This window comes from Paenibacillus sp. 32O-W, assembly GCF_007679495.1.
GTDB lineage: Bacteria > Bacillota > Bacilli > Paenibacillales > NBRC-103111 > Paenibacillus_L > Paenibacillus_L residui.
Genome location: NZ_VEGP01000046.1, coordinates 1 through 12,821, shown reverse-complemented (window position 1 = coordinate 12,821; position 12,821 = coordinate 1). Strand labels below are relative to the sequence as shown.

General features: G+C 46.4%; 7 protein-coding genes. 4 read left to right on the top strand and 3 right to left on the bottom strand.

The genetic code is table 11. The features are described from left to right. The first annotated feature begins 66 nt into the window (after nt 1–66). Nucleotides 67–924: a carbohydrate ABC transporter permease gene (locus tag FS806_RS17225; RefSeq protein ID WP_144939108.1), complete on the top strand. Its 858-nt coding sequence runs from the start codon at nt 67–69 to the stop codon at nt 922–924. A 441-nt stretch (nt 925–1,365) separates the two neighbouring features. Here the strand turns inward: FS806_RS17225 and FS806_RS17220 are convergent, their stop codons facing one another. Beyond that, nucleotides 1,366–3,582: a helix-turn-helix domain-containing protein gene (locus FS806_RS17220; RefSeq protein WP_222126701.1), complete on the bottom strand. Its 2,217-nt coding sequence runs from the start codon at nt 3,580–3,582 to the stop codon at nt 1,366–1,368. Nucleotides 3,583–3,936: 354 nt separating this feature from the next. On the opposite strand from FS806_RS17220, the gene FS806_RS17215 reads away from it, so the two are divergent. Genes FS806_RS17215 through FS806_RS17205 form a run of 3 tightly spaced genes read left to right on the top strand, consistent with a single transcriptional unit; the run spans nt 3,937 to nt 6,545 of the window. Continuing rightward, complete coding sequence (locus FS806_RS17215; RefSeq protein WP_260982143.1) at nt 3,937–4,929, top strand: ABC transporter ATP-binding protein; 993 nt, start codon at nt 3,937–3,939, stop codon at nt 4,927–4,929. Between the two features lie 29 nt (nt 4,930–4,958). Next, on the top strand, nt 4,959–5,750 hold the full coding sequence (locus FS806_RS17210) for an ABC transporter permease (protein ID WP_144939102.1): 792 nt from the start codon (nt 4,959–4,961) through the stop codon (nt 5,748–5,750). After that, entirely contained in the window at nt 5,751–6,545 is a 795-nt protein-coding gene (locus tag FS806_RS17205; protein WP_144939100.1) for an ABC transporter permease, read from the top strand. It begins immediately after the preceding gene. 39 nt (nt 6,546–6,584) lie between these two features. On the opposite strand, the gene FS806_RS17200 is transcribed toward FS806_RS17205, so the two are convergent. Next, nucleotides 6,585–8,735 (bottom strand): YhgE/Pip domain-containing protein, encoded by a 2,151-nt coding sequence (locus FS806_RS17200; RefSeq protein ID WP_144939098.1) that lies wholly within the window; start codon nt 8,733–8,735, stop codon nt 6,585–6,587. 204 nt (nt 8,736–8,939) lie between these two features. Beyond that, nucleotides 8,940–12,401 carry a cadherin-like beta sandwich domain-containing protein gene (locus tag FS806_RS17195; protein ID WP_144939096.1) on the bottom strand — a complete coding sequence of 1,154 codons (3,462 nt, stop codon included), beginning with the start codon at nt 12,399–12,401 and terminating at the stop codon, nt 8,940–8,942. Between the last annotated feature and the right edge of the window lie 420 nt (nt 12,402–12,821).

The window sequence follows — 12,821 nt, the reverse complement described above, 5'->3', positions numbered from 1 at the left end:
GCAGGTGTTAGCTCGGCACTCCAACCCTACCTTCCAGGTCTTGTATCGAATAAGGAGATTGCTTAAATGAAACAACGCTTAAATTGGTTTGATATCGTGAATGGAATCATTTTATTGGGAGTAGTGTTCCTCTGCCTATACCCGTTCATCTATATGATTGCGGTCTCGCTAAGCGATGATATCTACATATTGAAGGGAGAAGTCTGGTTCTGGCCCAAAGGCTTCACTCTGGAAGCCTACAAATATGTGATGGCCGACGGGAGAATCTTTACGGGGTATAAAAACACCTTCATCTATGTCACCCTGGGAACAGCGGTTTCCTTGCTGCTAACTGCATTAGGAGCCTATGCTCTGTCGAAGCCAAAGATGGTTTTCCGCAAATCGTTAATGCTGATGATTGTATTTACGATGTTTTTCGGCGGCGGGATGATTCCTACATTTCTCGTAGTGAGAGAGCTCGGACTGGTTAATACGATTTGGGCGATGATTCTGCCGGGGGCTATTTCAACCTGGAATTTGCTCATTATGCGAACGTTTTTTGCAGGCATTCCCAGCGAGCTGGAGGAATCGGGCAAAATCGATGGCTTATCGGAAATCGGTATCTTCTTTCGGATCGTGCTGCCCTTGTCCAAAGCCGTGCTGGCTACGATCGGGTTATATTATGCGGTAGGCATATGGAACAACTTCATGGGGCCGCTTCTCTACTTGCGGAACCAGGAGCTGTTTCCCCTTCAGGTCATTCTGCGAAATATCGTCTTATCCGGTCAGCTGTCCGGAAGTGAGGGGCCCACGGAAATTGTCGTCATTGAGGAAGCGATCAAGTTTGCTACCATTCTGGTGTCCACCCTGCCGATCCTGATCATTTATCCTTTCATCCAGAAATATTTCGTTAAAGGTGCGTTGATCGGTTCGGTTAAAGGATAACGCCGGGGTCCGGGCCTCGGGTAGGCTTGGGGGCCTGGAAGGGATGCACTAGTTCCGGGCAGCCTCGGCCGAGCCGCCAGAAACCGCATATGCATCGACAAACAGGGGATAGGGTCGTAGGGTGATTTTAACGACCCCCTTTAGGGGAAAGTAAGGGGGCCGCCTTCTAAGCCGGTCTGTATAACGAAACATAGCAATGTTATTTGGGCAAAATGGAACTTCTCCATTTTGTAACGAAACTCAAGATCGCTATTCACCAAAATAGAAGGTCACAGCACAGCTTTTCGCCCTGATAACGATCCTGAGTTTCGTTATATTTGAAATGACATCGTTTTTACGGTAATAGCGGTTCTCAAATTCGTTAGCAGAAATGATCTGCAGCTGTTTCTCAATCGTTTTGAAACTACTTTTGAGACAGTCCCTATGTGACGCTGAGCCATGCTAACCATTTTCTTTTTCAAAGAGAAGGGTTTTGCGGTAGTCGCCCGGAGGCTGGCCGGTCCATTTCTTGAACATCCGGATGAACGAAGTAGAGTTGCGGTAACCAAGCCGTTCACCGATTTCCTTGATCGTCAGCTCCGGCTTGGACAACAGCTCCTTGGCCGCGCGAATTCTTACCCGGTTCAGATGCTCGGTGAAATTGTGGCCGGTCTTTTCCTTAATATAGCCGGATAAATAAGTGGAGGACATATTCAATTTATCGGCAAGCAGATCCAGCGAAATATCCTCTTCATAATGGTTCTCCAGAAAATTCATAACAAATTCGATAATGTCATACTGCTCTTCCCGTTTTACTTTAATGGTCCGAACCGATCTGGAAATAAACTGGCTGAGCACCCGCTTGTATTGCTCCGTAGTTATACATTCCTGAAGCTGGGCCAGAATATCGGCCGGGGAGCCTTCGCAAGGCACTTTAAGCAGCTCCATCGTTTTCCAGGTCTTCACAATCAGCGTTTCGGCGAATCTGGACAATTGCTCCGAGGTAGCCTGATGCTTGTCCATCGAATCGAGCATCCGGGCAACGAGATGGTTGCAATGGGCATCATTGCCGGCCTGGACATTGACGTAAAATTCATGTTCCTGCTCCGGCGTAAACATGAAATGGGAGTCCGTCTGCGCCAAATCCCATATGATTTGCGTTTCTTCCACCGGCCTGGCCTGGCGGATCATCATTAATGTCTGCTCGTACGCTTTATCGAAGTCGGAGGACTGTTTAAAGACGGAGCTGACGGCTACGGTTACGAGATAGAAATTCCGGTCGAAGTCAAAGGTTTTCTTTAAGGCCTCGATGCTGTTCTGCAGTGGCTCGTCTCTCTTGTCCGTGTGAATGATGGACAGAATCTGATTGTTCTCCATCTGAAGAGTATGCGATACGGGAAAGGACTTCCGGATATGCAGCTGAATAAATTCACAAACGTGAGCCGCAACTTTTTCCTGCCGCAGAAGCGCTTGATCCATGGCGCTCTTCCGATAATGAAGCCGATACAGCACGAGGATAAAAGTTCCTTCTCCCACCATAAACTCCCGCGTAATGGGAACATCGCTATAAATTTTTTTGAAACGGGTCATATAGCCGTAATTGGTTAACAATGATTTATTGCTGATCAGCTTCTGGTTCATCTGATTCCGTTCCTGGAACAATCCGTCCATCCGGTCGTGAATCAGATTGAATTCATTTATGCTGCTGTGGTAGGCCGCCGGTTTCTTGCCCTGAACGAAGCTGGAAATGATCTCGCGCACCGGACGGTGGATGCTGCGGCTGAAGAAGAAGGATGCGGCGATTCCGATCAGCACGGTGACGGCAAACAATAACACGGCCATCCAGTTTAACTGCTGCAGGGTGGCATTCATCGTCTGGTAAGGAATAATGGAGACATAGGTGGCTCCCGATTCTTCCCCCTTCTTAAAGAAATAGTAAGTGTGATCTTGAAGCAGCCACTTCTTGCTTCCGTCCCATTCCGGGAGGCTGCGCTTGCCGGCCGATTCGGACGAAGCCAAGATAACGCTCCCCTGCGGGTCGAGCAGAAGAAGCTCCGATTGCGGGGTCCCGCTATAGGCCTGGAGCAGCTTGTTCGCTTGAATAAAGGCAATGATCTGATAATCCCGATGCATCGTCTGGGCTATGACCGGAAGAAGGCTGGAAGTGCTCTGAGTATGCTCGTTGCGGAAGTTGGCTGCTGGGAAGATAGAGAAAGAAATCGGTTCCTCCCATTGCCTCTGAAAGAAAGAAGCCGGATAAGAATTACTGATATAAAAACGAGCGAACATACGTTTCTCCAAGACAAGCCCTTCCTTTTCGATCAGAAAGGAAGATCCGGGATAATAAATCATTAAATTCTCCAAATGATAGTAGGGATTGGCCACATCATTCCGAAGCTGGTTCACTAAGTTCGTCATCATAAGGTAATCCAGATCCTGCAAGCTGCCCGAGAGCGACTGTCTATAAAGCGCTTTCACATTGCTATCGTGATACAAATTGAACATAAGCCCTTTCAAAGAGCGGAATTGATTCTCCAGCGTTTCCGACGTATTTTTCATCAGGGATAAATTATGGCTTATAATTTCTCTCTCGACATTGCGGGAGTACAGGTACAGGGACCATAAATTATAGGAAGCCAGTAAGATGATAATAATCAGAAAGTTAATCAATAATTTCATAAATAAAGAGTTGACCTTGAAGTTAAGACCTGAAAACCGGAACATGCTGACACTCCCTATGAGTATGGTTTTTGCTTATTATAACTAATCCCGGCGCCTCTATAAATGAACACTTTTTAGGATTGCTGACTTTATTTCAGGCATTGAGAGGCTATTTAGGTATACTCTTTTAAACAGGGGACAAGTTTTGAAAGCCAAAAAATCTGTGGTGAAAAAAGCGAAAACGTCTTGAAAAATTTGAAATATAAAGCTATAATTTTCCAAAAACTTTTACCTTCAATGGTTGCATAAACATGGGTTTATCTCGGTTAAATGAACAAGTTTTTTTATTCAAGGGGGATATCACATTTGATAATGGTGGATAATCTTCATAAAGAATACAAAAGACTGGTAAGGAAAGAAGGACTATTTTCAGGGATCAGGAATTTATTTAATCGGGATTATGAGACTGTCGAAGCTGTTAAGGCTCTCTCTTTTACTATAAATGAAGGGGAACTGGTTGGATATATCGGTCCGAATGGGGCGGGGAAATCGACTTCCATAAAGATGCTGACGGGAATATTAGTCCCAACCCGGGGACAGGTTCTAGTCAATGGCATTGTTCCTTACCATAATAGAAAACAAAACGCCTCTCAAATAGGTGTTGTATTTGGGCAAAAGTCTCATCTATGGTGGGATGTGCCTGTTATTGAAAGTTTTAAACTCTTAAAACACATGTATAACATATCCAATCGTGATTTTAATACCAATCTACAACTATTTGACGAGCTGCTTGACCTCAATACGTTCATCAATATTCCCGTCCGGCAATTAAGCTTGGGCCAGCGTATGCGGTCTGACATCGCCGCGGCATTATTACATAACCCTAAAATTTTATTTTTGGATGAGCCTACCATTGGGTTGGATGTCATTGCAAAGGAAAAGCTAAGAGAGTTCATTAAAACTATAAATGTGGAGAAGAAAGTAACCGTATTGCTAACTACTCATGATATGAAAGATATTGAAAAATTATGTTCCAGAATGATTATCATCGATCACGGACGCATCATATATGATGGCAGTGTTGAGGAAATACGTAGACAATATGGAACAACCAAAACAATAGTAATCGAGTTTGAGAATGCCGTGTCCGATTTTGCAGTTCCTAATGCAAAACTCGTTAAAAGCACGGCAAACAAGAAATGGTTTCAATTTAACCGATTGGAGACTTCATCCACCGATTTGGTCTCGTATATAGGATCGCTGTATCCGGTTACAGATTTAAGTGTCGAAGATCAGGATATCGAAGAGATCGTAAGAATGGTTTATCGGGGCACAGATAACAGCTTTCTTGAGGCGTCCGGGTGATTATTTTTGAGATATAGGGATGGGTATTTATGAGAACGCTGTGGGGATTTACAACGCAAAGCTATCATTACTCGACAATATACCGATTTAACTACTGGGTCAATTTGTTAACACGAATATTATTGATGTACAGTGTCTATTGGTTGTGGATATCACTATTTTCTCAGCAACATAAGTCATTCGAAGTAAGTTTGGAACAGATGATTACCTATGGGATAATCGGAATGGTGTTACCTTATTTTCTGGAGGGAGGCATTAAAAACTATATAGCAGATAAGGTACAAAAAGGGGAAATAGAAACCGATTTAATCAGACCGATAGATTTCCAGATGCATATGATATTTAGATCCCTCAGTACAATTATAGTAAATTTAGTGATCTTTATTTTGCCGCTGATGATTATATCGTTATTGATATTCGAAGTGACTTTTCCCCGGTCCATAACGGATATTGCTTTGCTATTATTCAGTATTTTCTTTGCCTACACCATATCCTTTTCCATTGAATTTCTAATGGGAATTCTTTCATTCATTACATTGAGCATTCAGCATTTCAATTGGGCTTATTATACTTTAATTACTTTTTTGTCTGGTCAAATGGTACCCTTATGGTTTTTCCCCGACTATATTCGAGTAGTATCGGAATTACTTCCGTTTCGCTGTATGTATGAAATCCCCCTTGCTATATTTATCGGAAAATTTACGGCATGGGAGGCTATCCAAGCACTATCTTTTCAATTTTGTTGGGGAGTTATTCTTGTATCGGTAAGTAGATATACCTGGCTGAAAGTATATAAAAGGCTTGCTGTACAAGGAGGGTAGATGGTGGGTTTTAAAATATATTTGAAGCTTGTAGGGATTTCGCTAAAAGGGAAGATGGAATATCGCGGCGATTTCATTACGGGAATTATCAGTGTCATTATTTCTAACGGGGTAACCCTGTCTCTAATTGCAATTTTACTCGGGCAGTTTAGCAGCTTGGGAAATTGGAATCTGTGGGAAATTGTTTTTCTGTACAATGTCTTTTTACTTGGCCATAGTATTAACAGTATCTTTTTTTGGCATATACGAGAATTAGATCGATATATTGTCAGCGGTAAATTCGATCAATTCCTTATTCGACCTGTTAACCCCTTGGTCCAGCTTTTGGGAAGAGAGCTGAATTATATGGGGATAGGGGATATAGTTGTAGCGGTTGTCGGAATTTATTTATCGGTACATAACTTAAACCTGAGTTGGGGTTATAAGGAAGTGTTTTTATTCCCTGTAATTATTTTGTCCGGAGCGATTATTGAGTTTTCGATAAGCTTGATATTCTCAAGCATATCCTTTTGGGTCTTAAATGGGGCTCAAGCGATATATCAAATTTTTATGAGGTTTAACCTGCTTGTTCAGCAATACCCGGTTAATATATTTGGGAAATGGTTTCAGATGGTAGTAACCTTTATTATACCAGTAGCATTTATAAACTATTATCCTTCCCTATTGCTGCTAAATAAAACAGATCCTTGGGTTACATTAGGATATTTCTCTCCTCTGGTATCCGGGGCGCTGTTAGTCATTTCATTAATCATTTGGAGAAGAGGGCTGGAACGTTATTCGAGTTCCGGAAATTAATATACTGTTCTTAGAATTTGTTACATTACTTCTCTGTCGCTAATGAATCAGCTCGCTTTCCTGGGCTTTCTTGATAAAACGTTGAGACGCCCGGTTGATCGATTTTTTCAAGGCTAACCCTATAAGAAGGGTGATTCCGACATAGGCGGCCATCATCCGCAGGTCGAGAAGGATAATGTCCCATAGAATTCCGCCGACGGCTTCACGCATCATACTGATAGCATACGTGAAGGGAAGGTAAGGATGAATCGCCTGAAAGAATGGGGGAGTCACCTGGACCGGGAAGGTGCCGCCGGAGCCGGCCAGCTGCAGAACCAGCAGCACGATGGCCAGCGCTTTGCCGATATTGCCGAATACGGAAACCAGAGTATAGACAATGAGCATAAATACTGCGCTAAGCAGTGCGCCGAAGAAGACGAACCAGTCCTTGTTGACGCAATAGGTTCCGAGCAGAAACAAATCGCCCAGTGTCACCATCAGCGATTGCAGGACGGCTATCGACATGAAGGTCAAATATCGCCCGAAGTAAATTTGATAGCTCTTGTAGCTAAGTTCGGGATGATGAACCTCTACCGTCAGCAAAGAGACCAGGAGCAGAGCTCCTACCCAAAGAGATAAAGTAGTGAAGAAGGGGGACATGGCCGATCCGTAATTCGGAATTGGAAACAGCTTATTCTCCTTAAGCACGACCGGTTCGGCGAAGAAGCTGCTTTCCTCTTCCGCATTGTGCTTGAGCAAATCAATGATTTCAGACAGGTTCCCCTCGCTCTCCAATTGCCGGATAAGGTCGGCAAGTGCTTTGATCCTCGCTTCGATGACCGGAAGATGCTGCTGGACGGCTTGCAGCTCACGGCCCCCGAATGCCAGTCCGGCAGCCGCATCGTTAATAATCTTCTGAACATCCGGAATGCTGCGGGAAGCCTCTGTCAGAACGGTATGGGCCTGCTCGGCCGCCGTTCTAGCCTTGTTCAGCCCTTCCAGAATGAGGGGCTGGATCTCGCTGTCGTATCGGTTGAGCAGGTCTCCAATCCAAGCGGAGGCATCCTTGGACAATTGGTTTAAGCTTTGGACCAGGTCGTCAGCCGGTTTCTCTCCCTTATCTATAACTTCCCTGATCCGATTGACGGCTGCTGCCTGCTGTTCGAAATTCGTCTTGATCTGTCCGAGCCTATCGGTCACGAAAGCGAGCCGGTTGCCGCCAACCATGCTGTTGAGCCTGGCAAATAGCGAGCTCGTCTTGTCGGTGATGTCAATGGCCAGGGCCAGTCTGCGGGAGGCCCGGTCGAGGGCTGATTTCACTGCGGCCGGGTCCGGCTTCTCTTCAAGCAGCAGTGCAGTCAATTGCTCCGTGGCCGTCGCCGTTTGCTGCAGCAGCGCGAGATCGTTCTTGATGGAAGGGCCTGCTGCAGCCGCATTCTCTCTGCTCCGGTCGAGGAACTGGCCTAACCGCTCGGTAAAATCCTGCCCGTCCTTGGCCAATTGGGCGACAATCGGTACATTCTCCTGAGCTTTGAGGACAATCTCGTTAGCCTTGCTCAGGTCTTCCGAAGCAGTGGCGACCGTCTGCCAGATCTCCGGAAACATCGCTTCCAACTTGAAGACAAGGCTTCTAAGCTGCTCGATAGTCGGAAGCTCGCTCTCCAGCGTCACGCCGATTTCATTGAAAATTTGAAAAATGGTTCCGTTAGCAATCTTGATAAAGTTGCGGCTAACTTCCTCTATAATTCCGCTGGCCCCTTTAGACGTAATTTTAGGGGAGATGGCATTGATTTTCTCATTCACCGTATATTCAATTTCGGCCTTCTGAGGATGGTCCGTCAGAATTGACGCTATCTTCTCGGAGAAGTCGGAGGGAATCGTTATGCTCGCATAATAGTCTCCATGCTGAACTCCTCTGAGTGCTGTCGGTTCATCCACGAAGATCCAGCCGATTTGACGGTTATCCCTGAGCGAGGCAATGATTTCCTCTCCAATGTTGATCGGTTGATCTCTAATGACCGATCCTTCATCGTTATTGGAAACAGCCACGGCCAGTCCTCCCGTCTGACCATACGGATCCCAAGAAGCTTCGATGTTAAACCAGGCGTATAGGGAGGGCAAAAAGACGAGTCCGGTAATAACAATTAATGCCGCCCAGTTGGTGAAAATATGTTTAAGGTCGCGAAAGTAGATATCTCGAATAGTTTTCATGGAAGCCACCCAAATGGTTTTTCGTTAGTATCTCTGCTTTCGCTGCCAAACATACCCTTCATTAACATGATGTCAGCCGGAGTTTTCTACGTCTCTGTGGAAAAAGCCCTCCAGTCGCCCCGCATAGAATAAAGGAAGGGCCCGCCCTCTACGGCCAAGCCCTCCTTATCAATTATTCGCTGCACGTTTCACAAGGTGTGTCCTTTAGAAACGCTTGGCTTTATCAAACACTTTGTACAGCAGGGTAGCAATTTGCGCCCGGGTACCTTTGGCCTGCGGGGCCAATTGCCTGTCGCTTAATCCGCTCATGGCATCCATTTTAATGTTAATGGCAACCGCTTGTCTGGCCCAACCGCTGACTTCGCCGGCGTCTTCAAAGCGGCCTAACAATGCATCCACTTCTTCATCAGTGATGGACATATTCATTCCAAGCTGCTGTCGCATCAGCCGTTCCAGGACGACAGCCATCTCCTCACGGGAAACCAGTTCGTTTGGTTTAAACCGGCCGTCCTCATAGCCTTCAATTAACCGGTGCTGGGCCCCGAGCAGGATATCCTCGAAGTACCATTCTCCTTCATGAACGTCGCTGAAGCTTGGGTAGAAGGACAGGCTATCCAACGGCAGTGCATTGACCAGCAGCGTAATGAATTCGGCGCGCGTGATCGGCCTATCGGGTCTGAAGGTGCCGTCCTCATAGCCGTTGACAATGTTTTTTGATGCTAAATATTCAATATAGGATTGTCCCCAGTGGCCCGCAATATCAGGGAAGGTGATCGCTGTCTTCATGATGGCGATATCGCTGTTTCCATGGATGACAATCTCTTTAATGTTGTCCTTGGTGGTGCTGGGAACCAGCTCCCATCTTTGATAGATATCGGAGAAATCGTAGGCATTAGCCTGTTTGAGCTCCTGCTCCGATAGCTTGGTGGGGAGCTCGATCATCCCCTTGATGGAATAGGTGTCCGACGCCCAGCCGTCCGCTGTATCCAGGCCTTCCAGCGAAATGGAATATAGATTGGAAAGCGGCTCATAATTGGACGGAACGTTGGTTATCAAGTCCGCGTCTTTCATCTCGAAAGAGGCTTTGAATGCGTTCGACTTAATATCCCAAGGGTCGACGGTGATTTTGCCGTCAGGCGTTTCCGCAATAATCATACGGGCGTTTCTTCTTAAATATTCAAGCATGCTCTGATCGAACATGACGTAATTCGGTTGGCTCGAATATTTGCCGCTGGCAATCTTGAAGATAATCCTGTTGAAGTTATTTCCCGGCTCCAGATGCTCTTTAAGCTTGGCATACGTAATATTGGCGTCCGAAGGGGTACCTATCGTCACAATCATATCCCCATCCAGCAGATAAGGGCTTAGAGGCTGCCCCTCCTGCTCCGGGCGGGTCCTCGTAATCCAGAAGGTGTAAGTGCCTGAACCTCCTCCATAATAATTCTGCACCTTGACCTCTATTTTGTTGTCTCCATAGGCCAGCGGCAAATCCGGCGACAGCTGAAGATTATTGACATTATGCCCGTTAACCGTAATCGAATGGATTCCTGTGCCTATCGGCATCATCTTGATGGCCGTTATGCCCGATTCCACCGTCGCATGGTAGTAGGAGACATTCTTGTCGAACTTGGGACTGTAGGTTACACCGGGTATAACGATGGTGGACAGCTCATTGGGATCGTAAGTATAGTCTCCTCTGCTCACGATGAAGGTGTAGGTCCGGGAGGCTCCCCCATTGTCCGGAACAACCTCAATGTTCACACTATTTTCTCCAAGGTTAAGCGGAATGGATACTTGTTGATTGGATGAATAATAAGTGTTGTTAATTTTGATTCGGGCCCTTCCGGTCGTCACAGGAGTAAAAGTAAAATTCGGATTTCCCGTATATCCCCGATAATAGGTTTCGTTCGGATGAAAGCTTCGATCCAGCGCGATGTTGGGAGAGCCGATTGAAATCAGGCTGTTATCCCCGATCGGTCCGCCCGGATCCGTCTGCCCCTGAGCCAGCCGGGTAACGACAATCGTATAGTAGCTCAGGCCTCCGTTGTTCGATCTGGCTTCTATCGTAATCGTGTTTGTTCCTACGTTGAGCGCAGCCCAGTAATATTCGCCGCTTGCTACCGGTTGCCCGTTTACCTTGACCGATATATTGGAATGATAGATCGGGCTTAACCGGAAATGGCTCACCGGGTAAGTGACGGTTGAAGAATAGCCGCTAATATTGGACTGGAAGCTCTTATCCAGGGAGAGGCCCTCGACCAGAAGATTGCTCAAATAAGTATTGGGATCGCCGATGGTACCGCCGATGCCGCCACCGCCGTTTCCGATATCTCCGTAATCCGAAGGCAGCCTTGTAATCATAACGTTATAGTAACGAATATCCCCGCTGGAGCTGCGTACTTCAATGGCGACGTTATTGTCTCCGGTCTTAAGGGGGATATCGTGGTAGCTGCCGCTCTGCACCTCTTTTCCGTTAATTTTGGCCGTAATGCCGGACCAGAATGAGACGCTGATTTGCAGGTTGGAGGTGCTGTTATTGACGGTAGCGTAATATTTGAGCACATTGGAGTCGAAGCTCCGGTTCAAGGTTCCGCTGCTCAGCGAAAGGTTGGACAAATAAGCGAACTGCTGGCTGCCCCCGCCAGAATGGCCGCCTCCGCCGCCTCCGGGATTTTGGTTATTATCGTTATACGACAACCGGCTGATGTTTATCCGGTAGGTCTTTTTAATATTGTCATAGGAATCGACTTCGATGGCTATTTCGTTATCGCCTACCGATAGAGGAACGGTATGGAAAGCCCCGCTCGCAACCTTCGTTCCCCGAATGGTTACGGAGCGGACATTGCTGCCGTAGGCAGGGCTGACCTTCACTTCGGATACATAATTATTGACTACCGAAGAGTAGTAAGTGACGCTCGGATCAAAGGCTCTGTTTAACGAAGCCCCTTCCAGATAAAGATAGGATAATCCGTTCTTATCGGCTGTGGATCGGTCCAGATGGATAGTATAGACCTTCATTTCGTTGGCGGAAGAGGAAACTTCAACCATCAGGGAATTGATCCCGGTTATCGGAATGGCCGCGGGCACTCCGCTCGATACTATTCGTCCATTAATTTTCACGGTTAAGTCCTTCAAATCGGTTACGGCTGTAACGTTGATAAAGGACAGAAACTCGGGAATTCTGGCCGTGTAGGAGGTCACCTCCGGGTCGAACGGCTCATTCAAGGATGCCGCATCCATAAACAAATTAACGAGACCGATACTTTTGCGGGTCACGTTGACCGTATATAACTTGGAGCTGCCGTTGGGAGCAATGACGGAAATCGAAATAATATTGGAGCCTACCATCAGCGGTACATCCCGGGAAGAGCCGCTGCCGATCGGAGTTCCGTTTATTTGAATCGTTGCATTCTTATCCATGGCGGTAGGAGTGACCCGGATAGAAGTTTTATGGTAGGGCACATCCGCGGTATAAAATACATTTAACGGCGTAAATACGGGAGAAAGCGAATAATTTTCCAGGACCAGATTGGCCAGGGACAAGCTGTAATTGTTGTTGGTATCGGCATGGGCTGTCGGAACAGGGGCGCCGGCCGCCAACGGAGACAACAGAAGAGCGGAGCACAGCAGCACCTTCCCGATCCACGACTTTCGATTCTTTCTCATAAGGGATCTATACCTTCTTTCCTCATAAACTTCCTTGGCGATTTGCTGGGAAACCACCGTTATCAGCTGCTTCCGTTATAAGAACGGATACGCCCTATACTGGCTATGAATAAACCTTCTATCGTTATATATCGGCCGAAGGAGGAAAAAAACGTAGATATCCGATATAAAAATGAGTGCAAAAGACAAGCAAAACGGCATGTCTTTTTTAGAAAAAGCCACGCAATGCCTGATTCTAAAGCGATAATGCAGGTCTTTGGAGCGATTTTTGCGAAATCTCCCCATTTTGTCAAAAAGACCTGCACATTTGATCGTCTTTCGCCTTCTTTTTGGAAAAAGGCACGATTTTAATGCACTTTTGGAGCGACCAAGCCTAGGTCGAGTGAGGTAGCAGGTGTGAACCCTGCTTGGAAAGACGCC

Bases quoted from the DNA above. Each gene is read 5' to 3' on its own strand.
- FS806_RS17225 (WP_144939108.1), top strand. From the start codon at position 67: ATGAAACAACGCTTAAATTGGTTTGATATCGTGAATGGAATCATTTTA.
- FS806_RS17220 (WP_222126701.1), bottom strand. From the start codon at position 3,582: ATGAAATTATTGATTAACTTTCTGATTATTATCATCTTACTGGCTTCC.
- FS806_RS17215 (WP_260982143.1), top strand. From the start codon at position 3,937: ATGGTGGATAATCTTCATAAAGAATACAAAAGACTGGTAAGGAAAGAA.
- FS806_RS17210 (WP_144939102.1), top strand. From the start codon at position 4,959: ATGAGAACGCTGTGGGGATTTACAACGCAAAGCTATCATTACTCGACA.
- FS806_RS17205 (WP_144939100.1), top strand. From the start codon at position 5,751: ATGGTGGGTTTTAAAATATATTTGAAGCTTGTAGGGATTTCGCTAAAA.
- FS806_RS17200 (WP_144939098.1), bottom strand. From the start codon at position 8,735: ATGAAAACTATTCGAGATATCTACTTTCGCGACCTTAAACATATTTTC.
- FS806_RS17195 (WP_144939096.1), bottom strand. From the start codon at position 12,401: ATGAGAAAGAATCGAAAGTCGTGGATCGGGAAGGTGCTGCTGTGCTCC.